The sequence below is a fragment of the Flavobacterium sp. KACC 22761 genome (genome assembly GCF_034058155.1).
Taxonomy (GTDB): domain Bacteria; phylum Bacteroidota; class Bacteroidia; order Flavobacteriales; family Flavobacteriaceae; genus Flavobacterium.
In genome coordinates this window covers 2,655,345-2,673,199 of the sequence record NZ_CP139148.1, presented here as the reverse complement: position 1 = coordinate 2,673,199, position 17,855 = coordinate 2,655,345, and the positions used below count along the sequence as shown (strand labels likewise).

The following is a 17,855-nucleotide window of genomic DNA, read 5'->3' as shown; positions in this document are numbered from 1 at the left end:
ATTATTTTTCAAACTCAACATCAAAGTTTAGTTTGTCCGGATTCTCCATATAATCCGTGAAAGAGTATTGAATTGTAATTGATTTTCTGTCGTCGCTAAATAAAGCGTTCGGATTTGAAACTTTTTTGATTTTTTTCGGGAAATTGTATTTCACAATATAATTTGACGATGCAAAAATCATTTTTGACATATCAGCAGCAGTATCATTTAGTTTTTCTGCTAGTTTTTGCTGATCGACGATAGCTTTTCTGGTAAATTTCTTTCCGTCATAAGTATAGTTCAACTTACTGTTATTGTTTCCAAAACCGCTGCCAAGAGGATTTGCATTTGCACCTCCTTCTAACTTCTGAAGTGTACTGGCAGTTTGCAAAATATCCTGAAGTTCGTTTACACTTTTAAAATCAGTTGCCAGAGTCATTAAAAACTGTTTTTTCTCAGCACTCATTTTTGTTGTAACGACGAAGTTTTCCAGTTTTTTAAGCTCTTTTTGTGTTTCTGGAGATAATTTTGCGATACTGTCTTTTTTCTCAGCAAGCAATTGTTTGAAAGTAAAAGTTGTATCAACATCTTTTTTATTATCTGCTCCCATTTGGCTTCCAAGTTGGTCACCTGCCATTTGCATTAAAGAGGATCCGTCCATATCTACAGAAAATTTTCCAGTTCCGTTATCATTGATTGTAATATTTTCTGTGAAAGTGCAACTTGTCAATGCTACTAATAGAAAAGAAAAACTTAACAGTTTATATAATTTTATCATAATCTAATTTTTTATCAAAGATACGAACTTTTTAAGCTACTAAGGTTCTCAGATTTTAAGTTACTAAGTTTATTAAATACATCAAAACTTCGTTATTCCAAAACAACTTCCAAATTTGTCACTTCTGGATTTTTTAAGCAATCTAAGAGCTGGACTTCTAAGGTCAAGGATTTTTTATCTGAACTGATAATCGCTTTTTCATTTGAAACCGATTTTATTTTTTTCGGAAAAGAATATTTCAACGTGTAAGATTGAACCATTTTATACTTCGAATATATTTTTTCCCTGTCTTCCCATTCTTTTTTGTCTTTCTCAAATTCTTTAGGATTGGTTATAGTAAAAACTCTTTTAAAAACTGCACCATCAAAAGCGAATTTTATTCGGTAACTTTTTCTATTTATTGGATAATTTTCTTTCAACGAATTGGCCAATCCAAGGCTTTCATAAATATCCGGTATTGCGTCTATTTTTTTAAAATCGAGCGTTACTCGATTAAAATTTTCCATTTGAACAGGATCGGTTTTGATATGCATTTTTACATTTGCATGTTCTGTAAACAAAGCTTGATCTTCTTTATTGAACCTTACAAAAATCTCTTGATACTTGGTAATATAATCTTGAAAAGTAAAAATTGTATCCCTAAATTTTTCGTATCTAAGATCTTGCCTTCCTAACTGTGCGAAGCTGTTTTCATCGCGAAGATTATAATATTCAATAGTGCCGCTTCCGTCTGAATTGAGATTGATTGTTTCAGTAATTTGACAACTTGCAAAAGAAATTAAGATTAAAAAGGCTGATAGGTATTTCATTTTTTTATAAAGATTCTAAGATACTAAGTGGCTAAGATACTAAGTTTTCTTTTAGTTTATTTCTTACAGATTTTTTGTTTGTAATTGCATTAAGAATGAACATTCCAACTAAAACATCTTTTGAAAACAAAAATTTCTCATCTAGCCCCGATAGAAGCGGTATCCTTTTTCTTCCGCCGTGGCGGAAGGAAAAGATACAAGCGAATAGCGGGACAAGAGCCAATAAAAAACTGTTTTTTCTGCTTCTAATAAAAAACATTACTCTTTTCTAAAACTTTAGACTTTATGACTTTGCAACTTTGCGACTTAAAAACTATCTTTGCACACTTAAAAAACAGAGCACAAAATGGCATTATCAGAACAAGAAATCATTAGAAGAGAAAAACTTCAGAACTTACGCAACTTAGGAATCAATCCTTACCCAGCTAATCTTTTTCCTGTAAATCACAATTCGAAGCAGATAAAGGAATCGTTTGAAGAGGGCAAGAAGGTTATCGTTGCAGGACGTTTGATGAGTGTTCGTGATCAGGGTAAGGCTTGTTTTGCTGAGTTGCAAGATAGCGAAGGACGTATTCAATTGTACGTGAATCGTGATGTATTATGTGAAGGCGATGATAAAACTTTGTACAACCAAGTATTCAAAAAATTAACCGATTTAGGTGATTTTATTGGTATCGAAGGTGAATTATTCACTACGCAAGTTGGTGCAAAATGTATTCGTGTTTCTGGATTCACTTTCTTAAGTAAAACGTTACGACCGCTTCCATTGCCAAAAGTGGATGAAGAAGGAAATGTGCACGATGCTTTCAACGATGCAGAGTTACGTTATAGAATGCGTTATGTAGATTTAACTGTAAATCCTCAGGTTAAAGAAACTTTCCTTAAGAGAACTAAATTGTTCACTGCAATGAGAGAGTATTTTAACAATGCAGGATATCTTGAAGTAGATACTCCAGTTTTACAATCAATTCCTGGTGGGGCTTCAGCAAGACCATTTATTACGCACCATAACTCACTTGATATTCCGCTTTACATGCGTATTGCCAATGAGTTATACTTAAAAAGATTAATTGTTGGTGGATTTGAAGGTGTTTATGAGTTCTCTAGAAACTTCCGTAATGAAGGTATGGACAGAACACATAATCCTGAATTTACTGCAATGGAAATATATGTAGCCTACAAAGACTACAACTGGATGATGGAATTTGCTGAAGGTTTATTGGAACATTGTGCAATTGCAGTAAATGGCACAAGCGAAGTTACTTTTGGCGAACACAAAATCAACTTCAAAGCGCCTTATGCACGCGTTACAATGACGGATTCTATCAAACATTTTACTGGTTTTGATATCTCTGGAAAATCTGAGCAAGAATTATTTGAAGCAGCGCGTGGAATGGGAATCGAGGTTGACGAAACAATGGGTAAAGGAAAATTGATTGATGAGATTTTCGGCGCTAAATGTGAAGGAAATTATATTCAGCCAACTTTCATTACTGATTATCCAAAAGAAATGTCGCCGCTTTGTAAAGAGCACCGCGATAATCCAGATTTGACGGAACGTTTTGAATTAATGGTTTGCGGAAAAGAAATTGCAAATGCGTATTCTGAATTAAATGACCCAATTGACCAAAGAGAGCGTTTTGAAGATCAAATGCGTTTGGCAGCAAAAGGTGATGATGAAGCAAACGGAATTATCGATGAAGATTTCTTAAGAGCGCTTGAATACGGTATGCCTCCAACTTCTGGAATGGGAATTGGAATGGATCGTTTGATTATGTATTTGACGAATAATGCTTCTATTCAGGAAGTTTTATTGTTCCCGCAAATGCGTCCTGAGAAAAAACAAGCTCAGATTGAACTTTCTGATGAAGAAAAATTCATCATTGACTTGCTTACGAAAAATGAAAATAGAATGGATCTAACACAACTAAAAATTACAGCTAACTTAAGCGGTAAAAAATGGGATGCGTCTATGAAAAACTTATCTAAACACGGTTTAACTAAAGTTGTCGTTGACGGCGAGTTTAAATTTGTTGAATTGGTGGGATAATTTTTTGTCTTATTTTATTATAAATACAGCCCGATAGGTTTATAACTTATCGGGTTTTTCGTTTTATTTACATAACTTTGATTAATTAAAATACATTATTATGAGCACTTTAGAGATAAAACTAGAAATTTTTGATAAACTAAAAAATGTTGAAGATGTTAGTCTATTAGAAAAAATCAGAAATCTTCTAAAAAATGCAGATCCTTCAGATGTTTATCAATTTGAACAATATGAATTGGATATGCTAAGAGAAAGTGAAGAAGACATAAAATATGGAAGAGTTATTACTCAAGAAGATTTAGATAAGGAAGATCTTGAATGGCTGTCAGAATAATTTGGACTAATACTGCAGTTAATCAAAGAAGAAAAATACTGAATTATTGGAACAAAAGAAACAAATCAAAAACGTATTCAAGAAAATTAGTTTTAGAGATAACACAAAGAACTAAATTCTTAATTGAAAATCCTGAGATTTATGTCAAAACCAGCTTTCCAGACATTCGAACCTCAACATTAGGACATTATAATATCTTTTATAAAATAACTCCAAAAGAATTAATTGTTGTAGCATTTTGGGATAATCGACAAAATCCAAAAATCCTTTCTAAAATTCTAAAGAAGTAATAATAGAAAACCCGACAGTCACGAAGCTTCGTGACTGTCGGGTTTATTTTTTAAAACGAATACTTCTTCAATTTCTTCGTTTGAATATCCAAAACTTTTGTGCTTTCTTTTGGAGCGTTTCCTTTTATAACTTCCTGAACAGATGGATTTGAAGGATATTTTCCGTTTTTCATTTTTACAAGATGAAATTCTCCTCCACTTTCAAATATAAGATCATAAAAGCTTTCTGTTGTTGAAGTTGTTACAGAAATAGGAAAATCGGTTACAGAGAAACGATTGATTACGCTTCCATCATTATTCAAAATATAACCTGAACAGCCTCCGCTTCCGCAGAAATAGGAATTAGAGAAACCAACAAAATATTCATTTTTTTTATCGCCATTCAAATCAAAAGCTTCATAATAAAAAAATCGGTCATTTTTTGTCATTGCTGGAATATCATTCTTTAATAAAAGTTGCAATTGTTTCCGAATCATATCAACAGCTTGATCTGTTTTTGACGGAGCTTCACTCAAATTTGCTGTTCCTCCCATCGTTTTTGAAAGTGTATCCTGAACAATGGTTTTTACAATATTTTTTGAATTGTCTTTATTTTGACAGGAATAGAATGCCAAAATCATTACTAGAATTAGAATTTTATTTTTCATATTCTGATATTTTAAATTCATTATAATTTACACCAATAACGCAGCTTTATTTTCAATATCATGCTGCGTCAATAATGATTTTATATTATTGAAAGTAACCAATGCAATCTGTGTTAAAGCTTCATTGGTAAAAAATGCCTGATGTGCGGTAACCAAAACATTCGGAAAACTCATTAAACGCTGAATGGCGTCATCTTGAATGATATCTGCAGAAAGATCTCTAAAGAATAATTTTTCTTCTTGCTCATAAACATCGATTCCTAAATACCCAATTTTTCCGTCTTTCAAACCTTCAATTGCAGAAGCTGTTTCTATCAATCCACCGCGACTGGTATTGATAATCATAACGCTATCTTTCATAAAAGAAATGGAAGTCGAATTAATAACATGCTTTGTTTGATCATTTAACGGACAATGCAGTGAAATAATATCACTTGATTTGAAAATCTCCTCCAGACTCACAAAAGAAACGCCTTCTTTTTTCATTTCGTCATTTTCAACAATATCATAAGCCAGCACTTTACAGCCAAAACCTAATGCTATTTTTGAAAATGCTTTTCCGATGTTTCCTGTCCCAATAATTCCGATTGTTTTTCCGAATAAATCAAAACCTAATAATCCGTTTAACGAAAAGTTCTGTTCGCGAACTCTGTTGTACGCTTTATGTGTTTTTCGGTTTAAAGTCAAAATCATTGCCATAGCGTGCTCAGCCACCGCCTGAGGAGAATAAGCAGGAACTCGGCAAACTTTTAAGTTGTATTTTTTAGCAGCTTCTAAATCGACATTGTTAAATCCGGCGCAACGTAAAGCGATTATTTTTACTTTTTTATCAGCCAATTGTTTAATCACCGCTTCATTCACAATGTCATTTACAAATACACAAACAATTTCGCATTCTTCAATCAGTACAACCGTCTGCGGATTAAGTTGTGTTTCAAAAAAATCCAATTGAAAGCCAAAATCAGCGTTGTATTTATTGAAGAAAGTTTTGTCGTATGGCTGTGTTGAAAAAAAAGCGATTTTATTTGATGTGGTAATTGTGCTCATAAAAATTTGTTCTAAACGTTGGTTCATTAAAAATACGCAATTATTTCTATACTATTACTCTTATAAGAAACGTTTTAATACATTACGAATCAATTTGTTAAATAAAACATAATTCTTTTACAGAAATTAAACCTAATTAATTTCAAAAAGTCTAATCGGTATAACAATTAAAAAAACTTAATCATGAAAAAACTATTTATCGTCGCTATGTTATTTGTTGGAGTAGCATCTTTTGCACAAGACATGGCTCAAAAACCAGCTCGCGACCAAAAAGAAAGAATGACGCCTGAGCAGCGTAATGAAAAACAGTTGCAAAAACTAACTTCTGAATTGACCTTGGATGCCAATCAGCAAGCGCAAGTAAAACAGCTTTTGGCTGACCGAAGCGCGAAAGCAGAAAAAATGAGAGAAGCGCGTCAAGCAAGCAAAGATAGCGGAACTAAACCAACTGCTGCTGAAAGAGAAGCTTTCAAAAAAGACATGATCGCTGAAAGAGACGCTAACGATGCTAAAATGAAATCAATCTTGAATGCTGACCAATACACCAAATGGAAAAAAATTCAAGAAGAAAACAAAGACAAAGCGAGAGAAAAAATGAGAGAATACAGAAATGACAGCAACTAATTTGTTTTCATAAAAAAAGAGGCTTTTTAAGGCCTCTTTTTTGTTTTTATAACTAATTATTTAATCGGATTTAATATCAAATCAATTCGCTTGATGCAATCTTCATAATGGTATTTTGTTTCGGTGTTTATTCCAGCTGCTTTTGCTGCAACAAGCGATTTTTTCAAAGCATTCAATTCACCACGAACCAAAGCTCTAAGATCAGATTGCGCAACATTATAGTATGTTGTACCTCTTTCTGTTGGCTTCATTTCTTCGGTCATTAAATTGCACATTCTGTCAATATAAGCTCTTTGCAGATTTCTGCGGTAAATTGTAACATTTGACGCTGCTGCAGTTTCTTTCCAAATTCCTTTTCGCAAATCTTTAAAGAAATCCAAGGCTTTGTATGTATCAGCGCCTAGAATTTCGTTGTCCATTAATCTTCCAATGCGAGGCAAACTCAGCAAATTGTTCAAATGTTTAACCTGAATATTTCTGAACATTTCAGTGTAACCAGCATATTCCGTATTTTTCAGCGTATTGATGTTTACGATCCAAGTTGGTGACGCAAATGCATTTGCTTGAAGCCAATTCATTGCATCAATTTGTTTTGCCTTTGGAACTACTTCATAAACATTTCCAGGCTGGTTTGGATTTTTAGTGTTTTCATAAACGCCTCCAACATTGGTTACAACATGACCAACATATCTTCCCCAAACATCTAGCATTTCTTTATATAATTCGCTTAAATCATCATAATCGTTTGTAACCTTGCTCGTCCATTCGCTCAAATGATTCGCTACATATTCCAGATTTTTCATTCCGTATGTGCTTGCTTTCATTGAATTATTTCCAATATCTTCTGTTTGAGAAGAAGGATCAAACGTACTGCTTTGTTTTCCGAATTTATAAATTGGATTTCCTGCTTTATCCAAAATCCATTTGTCTAAAGTTGCTTTTTCATCCTGAGGCGATTTTGCATTCGGAATCACTCTATATCCCCAATTCAGCGCGTAATGGTCATATGGTCCCATTTTACGAATAAAACGAATATTTTGGTCGCCAGGTTGCGCAATATAATTATAGCGCGCATAATCCATTATACTTGGAGAAATACCGTTTTCTTGCGTGAAAGCTCCGTTTCTGTAACTTTCGCAATCATAAGATGAACTCGCGCCCATATTGTGCGGAAATCCTAATGCATGACCCACTTCGTGCGCAATTACCATTCGCATCATTTCGCCCATTTCTTCGTCGCTTGTCTGCAAGGTTCTCGCTGATGGATTTGCAGCTCCAGTTTCAAGCAAATATCTATTTCTGTACGAACGCAAATGATTGTGATACCAAATAACATCACTCTCAATAATTTCGCCCGTTCTAGGGTCTGAAACGCTTGGCCCAACTGCGTTTCTTGTTGTGCTTGCCACATAACGAATTACTGAATAACGAATATCTTCCGGACTGAAATCTGGGTCTTCTTCTTTTGTTGGCGCATCTTTCGCAATAATCGCGTTTTTAAATCCAGCTGTTTCAAAAGGTTTTTGCCATTCTTCAATTCCTTGTTTGATGTATTTTTTTAGTTTTTCAGGAGTTGCTGGATCTAGATAATACACAATTGGTTTTATTGGCTCCACCAATTCTCCTCTTGCATAAGCTGCTGGATCTTTCGGTTCTAATCTCCAACGGCGGATGTATGTTTTTAAATCTGATTTCAATTCGTTGCTTCCATAATCGTATTGACTAACTGTAAACCAGCCCACGCGTGGATCGGCTAATCTTGGTTGCATTGGAACTTCTGGCAATAAAATCATCGATTGATTCATCTGAATGCTGATCGATTCTGTATCTTCCAACATTGATGGCTTTGAAGCATTGTAAGTCATATCTTGAATGACTTCAATATTCATTGGAAAACTTTTAATTTTATTGATGAAACTTCTAGAATCATCCAATCCTTTTACTTTGTAAGTGTCACGCATTTCAGCAGAAATTCCGCTGATTGCCTTAACATCTGTGCTGTAAAACTTGGTTACATCGATTACTGTATTCGCCGAATCTTTACTGAAAGCTACAATATCAAAAGCAAATAATGTTGGTTCGTAATTATTTGATTTAACCGATATGCTGATTGGCAAAGTATCATTTGCAACCGCATTAAATGATTTCGATTTAATTAAGATTTTATCTTGAAAACGCTGCCAAACAATCAATTGTTCATTCGTTTCAGAGCCAGCGTTTACATAACCTCCTCCTAAATTTGAAGGCAATTTTGCTAATCTGCTCACAAGCAACATATCTTTATCCAAATATTTGTTTGGAATTTCGAAGTAATACTTTTTATCCACTTTATGAACAGTGAAAAGCCCTTCGTCTGAAACGGCATCTTTTGTAATTACTTTGCTGTACTCCTTAATTGTAGATTCCGATTTTTTTTCTGGCGGGGCTGTTGCCGGAGTTTCGTCCTTTTTCTTTTTTGACTGGGCAAATTGATTTGCTGGAAATAGCGTAAATGTAGCTATTGCAGATAAAATCAAAAATTTCTTCATTTATTGCAGGTTTTATGGTTATTTGATAAACAAAAATAATTTTTGATTACAATAACACAAGAAAATAACTAGTCATTAACTTTTTATTAACTACAAAATAAGGATTATAATCACAAAAAAAATCCGCTCTTTGTGAAAAGCGGACTTTTAAATTTATTTCTATGTCTTGTCCTGAAATAGCGATACACAAAAAGTATCATTATGGAAAAAGATCAAGAATTACGCTATGTAAAGCGCACCCAAAAAGATTACAGCATGTCTTTTAAGCTTCAAATTGTTCAGGAAATAGAACAAGGAAGAATTTCAATTTCCCAGGTTAAAAAAGATTATGCCATTCAGTCCCGTTCTACAATCGTTCAATGGCTTCGAAAATTTGGTAACTTTGATTGGGACAATCAAACACCTTCTGCTATGCCAAAATCTCCTGAACAAAAAATAATGGAACTTGAAGCCAAAGTGAAATTATTAGAAAAACAAAAATCATTTTTAGAACAGCAGGCTTACGTTGCCGATAAAAAAGCTATTATTTTCGATATGATGATTGATATAGCAGAAAAAGAATATCAAATTGACATTCGAAAAAACTCACCACCCGAACAATCGAACATTTTAAAGAAGAACATCAACAAACAATAATGTTTGCCTGTACTTTGTTCGGGATAGACAGACAGGTTTATTATCGAAGAATAAAAAGAACCAGTTCCAGAAAGCTTATTGCCTCAGAAGTTATTAGTCTGGTTTTGAAAATTAGAAATACAATGCCCCGAATAGGGGCAAAAAAACTGTATTATCTTTTAAAAATCCAATTGAATCAACTCAAAATCGGCAGGGATAAATTTATAGATATACTTAGAGCTAATCATTTATTAATAACACCTAGGCGTTCTTATCATATAACAACAAACTCTCATCATAGATTTAGAAAGCATGAGAATCTAATATTGGATTTAAAAATCTGCAGACCAGAACAAGTCTGGGTATCAGACATAACTTATGTCGGAAAAAGAGAGAATCCATGTTATTTAAGTCTTATAACAGATGCTTACTCTAAAAAAATAATGGGTTTTTATGTGGCAGATAATATGAATACTAAAAGCAGTTTAACAGCTTTAAAAAATGCAATAAAACAGCGCCGAGACAAAGGAAAAACATTAATCCACCATTCAGATAGAGGACTTCAGTATTGTTCTGATCAATATCAAAAACTATTATATAAAAACAATATAAGATGCAGTATGACACAAAACTCTGATCCTTATGAAAATGCAGTGGCGGAGAGAATAAATGGAATTTTAAAACAAGAATTTAATATTGATAAATTTAATCAGCAACTTGCTGTGATGAAGATTTTAATAAAAGATGCAATTGAGGTTTATAATAATGAAAGACCCCATTATTCTAATTATATGCTAACACCCAATCAAATGCACAAACAAAACATAGTAGAAATGAGAACTTATAAAACAAAAACACCTGCAAAAAAAGTTCTTACAGGTGTTTAATTAAATATATTTGTCTAATAATCTGTATCGATTATTTAGGACTAGTCACTATTTTACTTTCAGAAATTAAAATGTTTTTGAAACTTTATCAATTGCATTGATTGTGAAATCTAAATCTTCATATGTCAAGGCATCTGTAATAAACCAAGTTTCGTATGCCGATGGCGCAATGTAAACGCCTTCTTGCAATAATCCGTGGAAGAATTTCTTGAATGTTTCGTTATCGCCTTTTGCAGCTGTTTGGAAATCAGTAACTGGATTTGCGTCAAAATGAACCGAAATCATAGAACCAACTCTGTTGATTGTAAAAACAACGTTATTTGCTTTTAAAACTCTATCAATTCCTGCTTCTAAATAAGCTGTTTTTTCTTCTAAACGAGTAAAAATTTCTCTGTCTGAATCAAGTGCTTTCAACATTGCTAATCCAGCCGCCATTGCCAACGGATTTCCAGATAATGTTCCTGCCTGATAAACCGGCCCTAGTGGCGCTAAATAATTCATGATATCTTTGCGCGCAGCAAAAGCTCCAACTGGCAATCCTCCACCAATAACTTTTCCGAAAGTCACAATATCAGCATCAATGCCATACAATTCCTGAACTCCTCCGCGTGCTAGACGGAAACCTGTCATTACCTCATCAAAAATCAATAAGATTCCGTTTGCTGTACATAATTCTCTTAAGCCTTCAAGGAAACCTTTTTGAGGCGGAATACAGCCCATATTTCCAGCAACTGCTTCTATAATAATTGCAGCAATTTCGCCTTTATTAGCTTCAACTAATGTTTTCACATTTTCTAAATCATTGTATTTTGCTAATAAAGTATCTTTTGCAGTCCCTTCCGTTACACCTGGACTGTTTGGCGAACCAAAAGTTACCGCTCCACTTCCTGCCTGAATCAAAAACGAATCAGAATGTCCGTGATAGCAACCTGCAAATTTTACAATTTTATCTCTTTTTGTAAAACCGCGCGCTAAACGAATCGCGCTCATACAAGCTTCTGTACCCGAATTTACAAAACGAATTTTATCAATATTTGGAACCATCGAAACGGCTAAAGCAGCAATTTCTGTCTCCAATTCTGTTGGCATTCCAAATGAAGTTCCAAGTTTTGCTTTTTCAATAACGGCATCAACAACCGGCTGATAAGCATGCCCCAAAACCATTGGTCCCCAAGAGTTGATGTAATCTATTAATTTGTTTCCGTCTTCATCATACAAATAAGCGCCTTTAGCGCTTTTTACAAAAATCGGAGTTCCTCCAACTGCTTTAAATGCTCTAACTGGTGAATTTACTCCTCCCGGAATTACTTTTTCTGCTTCAGCAAAAAGCTGACTACTTCTTTTATATAACATTCTTAATTTTTGATTTTAGAGTTTAGATTTCAGATTTAATTTATCGACTTAAACCCTGATCCAAAACAAACTCATTGAAATATTTTTGTTCTCTTTTTTCTTCTTCTGAAAGCTCTTCAATCTTTTTATCTGACATTCCAATTGGAGAATAAAATCTCCATTTCCAAGTTGGCCGATGTTTTATGAAAAGGTTTATTTCTCCAAATTCATCATGCTGATAGACTCCACAAAAACATCTAATTATTGCAACTATTGCCAAAATAAAAATTCCAATCGAGATTTTACTTTTCATTAATAATTCACAATTAACAATTGATAATTATTTCACTTTCAACTTCTGTCCAATCGAAATTGCATTGTCAGTCAGATTATTTTTTTGCTTCAAATCGTCAACTAATAAATTGAACTTTTTTGAAATTGAATACAATGTATCACCTTTTTGAACTTCGTATAAATTTGGATCGTTTGAGCTCATATTTATCTTTGGATCAGAAGCCACGTCATAAGATGACTTTTTTGGTGGAGCTGTTTTGTTAATTGCAACATAATTTTTCCCTGTAACCTGGCAATCGTATTGATGCAAATTGTAGCGTTCAATATAGCTTATTAATTTATCTGGATAATTAGGATCTGTCGCATAACCGCATGCTCTCAACCCTTTTGCCCAAGCTTTATAATCGTCTTTTTCGTAAGTAAACAAGGTTTCATATCGCTTTTTTCCAACTAAAAACAATGCATGATCACGATAGGATTCTGAGGCTTCTTTATATTTCCTGAAACATTCTTGTTCTGCATCATCATCATGACGAACGCTTTCTCCAAGCCAATCTTTGTGACATTTAATTCCGAAATGATTGTTTGCATCGACAGCCAAATCTCCTTTTCCGGCACCCGATTCTAATATTCCCTGCGCCAAAATAATACTGGCAGGAATACCATATTTTTGCATATTTCCCATTGCAATATCTTTGTATTGCAAGATATAATTATTAACTAAATCGCTGGTAACAACTGTTTTTGAAGTCGATTGAATTACCTCAGTTGTATTATTTGTAGAAGGGTAATTTTTTCCAATAGGTTTCACGGAAGGACTTTTCTTAACTGAAGCTGTCCTGGCTTGAACTGCCGCCGCTTTTTTAGTCGTCGCGATGGCAGGCTTGCTCGATGAGCAACTTGCTAAAGCTAATATTACGAGAAGTAATACAATTTTTTTAATCATTGATTTTGAGTATTGGTAATTTTTTCTGCTTCAACTTTATATTCATTCCGCTAATTCCCTGTAATCCGCCAGTATGAATGAGTAAAATTTTTGAATGTGCAGGAAAATAATTTTTGCTGATTAAATCTATAACGCCAAAAACCATCTTTCCTGTATAAATTGGATCTAAGGGCACTTTATTTTCTTCAAAAAAAGCATTAATAAATTCAATTAATTCCAAATTTACCTTGCCATAACCTCCAAAATGATAGTCAGAAATTAAATTCCAGTTATCTTTTTTTGCAAAAATACGAATTTCATCCTTTAGAAAATCACCTTTTAAGGCCGGAAAACCTAAAATTTTCTGATTAGGCAATGCGCTATTTATTAATCCAGAAATCGTGCCGCCGGTTCCAACTGCACAGCAAACATAATCAAAAACCGAATCTTCATCTGTTAAAATTTCTTCGCAGCCTTTTACAGCGAGTTCATTTGTACCGCCTTCCGGAACCAAATAAAAGTCGCCAAATTTAGCTTCCAACTTTTCAATAAAAGATTTTTCACTTTTTAAACGATACTCTTCTCTAGAAACAAATTCAAACTGCATTCCGTTTTCCTGAGCAAATTTCAAAGTCGGATTTTCTTCAATTTTGTCCAACAATTCATCTCCGCGAATAATTCCAATGGTTTTAAAACCTTGCTCTTTTCCTGCAAAAGCAACCGCTGCAATATGATTTGAAAATGCGCCACCAAAAGTCAATAAAGTATCTTTGTTTTCGGCTTTCGCCTGAAGCAAATTGTATTTCAGTTTTCTGAATTTATTTCCCGAAACAAAAGGATGAATACGATCTTCTCGCTTAATTGTCAACGAAATATCATTCGGAAATTGAATATTTATGGGCTGATTCATTTTAATTTTAGATAATTTAAAAACTGAAAAAAAGATCGGTTTTTTAAATAATTGATGTTGGTTTCATTTTGATAAGCTTCTCTTTCAAAACTAATATTTCGGTACGCCAGATCTTTATTTTTATATTGAATCAATCGAATCAAAAATTCTGCAAAATACCAGATAAAAAAAGGCAAAACCAGCATTTCTAATTGTTGTCTCAAATGAATTTTTTCATGATTGACAAATGTTGCATTTGTTTTATCAAAATCATATTTAACCAAAATAAACGGGAATAAAGCCATTCCACGATATCCTTTCGGAATTAAATATTTAGCAACAATCAAAAACATTGGTTGTAAAATTTATAAATTTGTAGCTGTAAAATTGTTCAATTTCAATAAAATCATAATCAAATATTTTTATTTTTGATTTTATTTTATCCCAAATCGAACCGAAGCAGATTTATGAAAGAGCAAAGTAATGAAAATAAATTAATCGAAGGTGAAGATTTTTACTATACGCCAGAAGGTTACAAATGTTTTACAGAAAAACACCATTTAAAAAGAGGCTATTGCTGTAAAAGTGGCTGTCGTCATTGCCCGTACGGATTTGATAAAAGAACAGGAGAAATAAGAAAGAAAACGAATTAGATAATGTGGCAATTTGAAAATGTATCAATTAGATAATTCAACAATCTAAAATCAACAATTTAAAATCTAAAATTATAAATGGATATCCATTCACGAAAATTCAGGATTAAAATCCACAAATCCTATCACAGGTCGGATATCCGCTATCCCTAGTTTTTTTCTAATTAGAAAATGTGGCAATATGCCAATGAGTCAATTTGAAAATGAGATAATTTAAATCAATTACATTGGCTAATATTTCGCTCTGCTGGAGCTTTTATATTGGTTTTTATTATTTCCTATAAATATTTCGCCTTTCCAAGGCTTCTCTTTTAAACGTCTTACATTTATAAAGCTCAAGCTCCGAAAGGAGCGAAATATTTATAGAAATCATTTTAACCGTCACATTTAAGCCCCAGCGGGGCAATATAATTTTAAAAACAAAAAATTAATCTGTTGTTAATCTAACTAAAATACCTTAGCGTCTTAGAACCTTAGCAACTTAGCATCTCTAAAAAAAAATGACTTTCAAAGAACAAATACAACAAGGAATTCCAAATATATTGCCTCCAAAGCAGGAATACGATCCGGCTATTAATCACGCTCCAAAGAGAAAAGAAATTCTTTCGGCAGAGGAGAAAAAGCTGGCTTTAAAAAATGCATTGCGTTATTTTGATCCAAAACATCACGCCGAATTAATTCCTGAATTTTCAGAAGAATTAGAAAAATACGGACGAATCTACATGTATCGTCTTCGTCCGGATTACAGAATGTATGCGCGTCCAATTGACGAATATCCTGGAAAATCTTTACAGGCAAAAGCGATTATGCACATGATTCAGAATAATTTGGATTATGCTGTGGCACAACATCCGCATGAGTTGATTACTTACGGAGGAAATGGAGCCGTTTTTCAAAACTGGGCACAATATTTATTAACGATGCAATATTTGTCTGAAATGACAGACGAGCAAACTTTGACAATGTATTCTGGACATCCGATGGGATTATTTCCTTCACATAAAGAAGCACCAAGAGTTGTAGTTACAAACGGAATGGTGATCCCAAATTATTCAAAACCGGACGATTGGGAAAAGATGAATGCTTTAGGGGTTTCACAATACGGACAAATGACTGCCGGAAGTTATATGTACATTGGCCCACAAGGAATTGTACACGGAACTACGATTACGGTTTTGAATGGCTTCAGAAAAATAAAACAAAATCCGGAAGGAAGTTTATTCGTAACTTCTGGATTGGGCGGCATGTCTGGCGCTCAGCCAAAAGCTGGAAATATTGCAGGCTGTATTACGGTCTGCGCCGAAGTAAATCCGAAAATCACAAAAATCCGCCACGAACAAGGCTGGATTAATGAAGTCGTAACTTCGACAGATGAATTAGTTGCCAGAGTCGCTTTGGCGAAAGCCAACAAAGAAACCGTTTCTATTGCTTACTTAGGAAATGTAGTTGATGTTTGGGAGCGTTTTGACCAAGAAAACATCAAAATTGATTTAGGTTCAGATCAGACTTCGCTTCATAATCCTTGGGCTGGAGGTTATTATCCGGTTGGAATTTCTTTTGAAGAGGCCAATGAAATGATGGCGAATAATCCAGATTTATTCAAAGAAAAAGTTCAGGAATCATTGCGAAAACAAGCTCAAGCAATCAACAAACATACAGCAAAAGGAACTTACTTTTTCGATTACGGAAATGCCTTTTTGTTAGAAGCATCACGCGCAGGCGCAGATGTTATGGCTGAAAATAAAATTGATTTCAGATATCCAAGTTATGTTCAGGATATTATGGGCCCAATGTGTTTTGATTATGGTTTTGGTCCTTTCAGATGGGTTTGTACTTCTGGAAAGCCCGAAGATTTGCAAAAAACAGACGCTATTGCTTCTCAAATTTTAGAAGAAATGACAAAAACAGCTCCAAATGAAATTCAGCAACAAATGCAGGATAATATCAAATGGATCAAAGGTGCTCAGGAAAATAAATTAGTAGTAGGTTCTCAGGCGAGAATTCTTTACGCAGATGCAGAAGGACGAATCAAAATTGCCGAAGCATTCAACCAAGCCATTGCAAAAGGCGAAATTGGCGCTGTTGTTTTAGGGCGTGATCATCATGATGTTTCAGGAACAGATTCTCCTTATCGAGAAACTTCAAACATTTATGACGGCTCACGTTTTACTGCCGATATGGCGATTCATAACGTGATTGGCGACAGCTTTAGAGGAGCAACTTGGGTATCAATTCACAATGGCGGCGGCGTTGGCTGGGGAGAGGTTATAAATGGCGGATTTGGTATGGTTCTTGATGGTTCTAAAGAAGCTTCGAAACGTTTAGCATCAATGCTTTTTTGGGATGTCAACAACGGAATTTCAAGAAGAAGCTGGGCCCGAAATGACGAAGCAATTTTTACTATAAAAAGAGCCATGCAAGTTGAGCCTTTACTAAAAGTAACTTTGCCTAATATGGTTGACGAAAGTCTGCTTTAAATAAAAAGTTACTCATAAAACAAAATGTCATCCTGAGCGGAGTCAACGGCTTATGAGTAAGAAAGGCTTTGACTCTGCTCAGCCTAACAGGCGTAAAACAAGAACATTAAATTTCTTACAATATGAAAACATTCAAATTAATTCCGATTTTTTTGCTTTTGATACTTGCAGCGTCATGCGACTCGGTAAGTGCCTATTCTGATTATGACAAAACAGTAGATTTTACGCCTTATAAAACTTATGCTTATTTCAAGCCCGGAATTGATAAGGTTGAAATTTCTGATCTGGATAAAAAACGAATCTTGAAAGCAATTGATGATCAAATGATAGCTAAAGGTTTTACTAAAAGCGAAAATCCTGATATCCTAATAAATATTTTTACTAAAGCCAAAGAACAAGTTGATGTTAATCAATTTTATGGTACTTATGGTTATGGCTGGGGTTATGGCTGGGGATGGGGCTGGAGTCCGTACATGTATGGAGGAACATCAGTTTCAAGATATACTGAAGGAACCTTGTTCATTGATTTTATCGATGCGAAAAAGAAAGAAATGATCTGGCAAGGTCAAGGAATTGGTACATTATACAAAAGCATAGATAAAAAAGATGCCCGAATTAATGAATTTGTAACCAAAATTTTAGCACAATATCCGCCTGTTAAAAAATAGTTTTCAGTCGCAATTGGTAGTTTTCAGCT

At 34.0% G+C, this 17,855-nt stretch carries 19 protein-coding genes; 9 read left to right on the top strand and 10 right to left on the bottom strand.

Annotated elements, in window-relative coordinates:
• Nucleotide 1: 1 nt before the first annotated feature.
• Together SCB73_RS11595 and SCB73_RS11590 are read right to left on the bottom strand one after the other, a co-directional pair.
• The gene (locus SCB73_RS11595) at nt 2-757 is read right to left on the bottom strand and encodes a hypothetical protein (protein ID WP_320566408.1); all 756 of its coding nucleotides are present in this window, start codon (nt 755-757) and stop codon (nt 2-4) included.
• A gap of 92 nt (nt 758-849) precedes the next feature.
• A complete protein-coding gene (locus tag SCB73_RS11590; RefSeq protein ID WP_320566407.1) occupies nt 850-1,566 on the bottom strand; it encodes a hypothetical protein in 717 nt (238 codons plus the stop codon).
• 346 nt (nt 1,567-1,912) lie between these two features.
• Between SCB73_RS11590 and lysS the strand changes: the two genes are divergently transcribed.
• From lysS to SCB73_RS11575, 3 genes are all read left to right on the top strand, one after another.
• Nucleotides 1,913-3,616: a lysine--tRNA ligase gene (gene lysS / locus SCB73_RS11585; RefSeq protein WP_320566406.1), complete on the top strand. Its 1,704-nt coding sequence runs from the start codon at nt 1,913-1,915 to the stop codon at nt 3,614-3,616.
• A gap of 100 nt (nt 3,617-3,716) precedes the next feature.
• Entirely contained in the window at nt 3,717-3,950 is a 234-nt protein-coding gene (locus SCB73_RS11580; RefSeq protein WP_320566405.1) for a hypothetical protein, read from the top strand.
• Complete coding sequence (locus SCB73_RS11575; RefSeq protein ID WP_320566404.1) at nt 3,935-4,240, top strand: type II toxin-antitoxin system RelE/ParE family toxin; 306 nt, start codon at nt 3,935-3,937, stop codon at nt 4,238-4,240. Before SCB73_RS11580 ends, SCB73_RS11575 begins: the two co-directional genes overlap by 16 nt.
• Before the next feature lie 50 nt (nt 4,241-4,290).
• Here the strand turns inward: SCB73_RS11575 and SCB73_RS11570 are convergent, their stop codons facing one another.
• Together SCB73_RS11570 and SCB73_RS11565 are read right to left on the bottom strand one after the other, a co-directional pair.
• A complete protein-coding gene (locus tag SCB73_RS11570) occupies nt 4,291-4,887 on the bottom strand; it encodes a hypothetical protein (RefSeq protein ID WP_320566403.1) in 597 nt (198 codons plus the stop codon).
• Between the two features lie 27 nt (nt 4,888-4,914).
• Nucleotides 4,915-5,934, bottom strand: coding sequence for a 2-hydroxyacid dehydrogenase (locus SCB73_RS11565; protein WP_320566402.1), 1,020 nt, complete (start codon nt 5,932-5,934; stop codon nt 4,915-4,917).
• 183 nt (nt 5,935-6,117) lie between these two features.
• On the opposite strand from SCB73_RS11565, the gene SCB73_RS11560 reads away from it, so the two are divergent.
• A complete protein-coding gene (locus SCB73_RS11560) occupies nt 6,118-6,558 on the top strand; it encodes a hypothetical protein (protein WP_320566401.1) in 441 nt (146 codons plus the stop codon).
• A 56-nt stretch (nt 6,559-6,614) separates the two neighbouring features.
• Here the strand turns inward: SCB73_RS11560 and SCB73_RS11555 are convergent, their stop codons facing one another.
• Entirely contained in the window at nt 6,615-9,086 is a 2,472-nt protein-coding gene (locus SCB73_RS11555; RefSeq protein ID WP_320566400.1) for a zinc-dependent metalloprotease, read from the bottom strand.
• Nucleotides 9,087-9,287: 201 nt separating this feature from the next.
• Here SCB73_RS11555 and SCB73_RS11550 point away from each other — a divergent pair, with 201 nt between their 5' ends.
• Together SCB73_RS11550 and SCB73_RS11545 are read left to right on the top strand one after the other, a co-directional pair.
• Nucleotides 9,288-9,722 (top strand): hypothetical protein, encoded by a 435-nt coding sequence (locus tag SCB73_RS11550; RefSeq protein WP_204251647.1) that lies wholly within the window; start codon nt 9,288-9,290, stop codon nt 9,720-9,722.
• The gene (locus SCB73_RS11545) at nt 9,722-10,588 is read left to right on the top strand and encodes an IS3 family transposase (protein WP_204251648.1); all 867 of its coding nucleotides are present in this window, start codon (nt 9,722-9,724) and stop codon (nt 10,586-10,588) included. Before SCB73_RS11550 ends, SCB73_RS11545 begins: the two co-directional genes overlap by 1 nt.
• Nucleotides 10,589-10,654: 66 nt before the next feature.
• Here the strand turns inward: SCB73_RS11545 and hemL are convergent, their stop codons facing one another.
• The 5 genes from hemL to SCB73_RS11520 are packed head-to-tail and all read right to left on the bottom strand — an operon-like array spanning nt 10,655 to nt 14,381.
• Nucleotides 10,655-11,941, bottom strand: a complete 1,287-nt coding sequence (gene hemL, locus SCB73_RS11540; protein ID WP_320566399.1) for a glutamate-1-semialdehyde 2,1-aminomutase — start codon at nt 11,939-11,941, stop codon at nt 10,655-10,657.
• A gap of 40 nt (nt 11,942-11,981) precedes the next feature.
• Nucleotides 11,982-12,233 (bottom strand): hypothetical protein, encoded by a 252-nt coding sequence (locus SCB73_RS11535; RefSeq protein WP_320566398.1) that lies wholly within the window; start codon nt 12,231-12,233, stop codon nt 11,982-11,984.
• Nucleotides 12,234-12,260: 27 nt separating this feature from the next.
• A complete protein-coding gene (locus SCB73_RS11530) occupies nt 12,261-13,160 on the bottom strand; it encodes a glucosaminidase domain-containing protein (RefSeq protein ID WP_320566397.1) in 900 nt (299 codons plus the stop codon).
• Complete coding sequence (locus SCB73_RS11525; RefSeq protein WP_320566396.1) at nt 13,153-14,049, bottom strand: 1-aminocyclopropane-1-carboxylate deaminase/D-cysteine desulfhydrase; 897 nt, start codon at nt 14,047-14,049, stop codon at nt 13,153-13,155. Before SCB73_RS11525 ends, SCB73_RS11530 begins: the two co-directional genes overlap by 8 nt.
• The gene (locus SCB73_RS11520; RefSeq protein ID WP_320566395.1) at nt 14,046-14,381 is read right to left on the bottom strand and encodes a hypothetical protein; all 336 of its coding nucleotides are present in this window, start codon (nt 14,379-14,381) and stop codon (nt 14,046-14,048) included. The genes SCB73_RS11525 and SCB73_RS11520 overlap by 4 nt, the downstream gene beginning before the upstream one ends.
• A gap of 114 nt (nt 14,382-14,495) precedes the next feature.
• On the opposite strand from SCB73_RS11520, the gene SCB73_RS11515 reads away from it, so the two are divergent.
• From SCB73_RS11515 to SCB73_RS11505, 3 genes are all read left to right on the top strand, one after another.
• The gene (locus SCB73_RS11515) at nt 14,496-14,681 is read left to right on the top strand and encodes a DUF5522 domain-containing protein (RefSeq protein WP_071636586.1); all 186 of its coding nucleotides are present in this window, start codon (nt 14,496-14,498) and stop codon (nt 14,679-14,681) included.
• Between the two features lie 500 nt (nt 14,682-15,181).
• Entirely contained in the window at nt 15,182-17,158 is a 1,977-nt protein-coding gene (locus SCB73_RS11510; RefSeq protein WP_320566394.1) for a urocanate hydratase, read from the top strand.
• Nucleotides 17,159-17,280: 122 nt separating this feature from the next.
• The gene (locus tag SCB73_RS11505) at nt 17,281-17,826 is read left to right on the top strand and encodes a DUF4136 domain-containing protein (protein WP_320566393.1); all 546 of its coding nucleotides are present in this window, start codon (nt 17,281-17,283) and stop codon (nt 17,824-17,826) included.
• Nucleotides 17,827-17,855 lie beyond the last annotated feature (29 nt).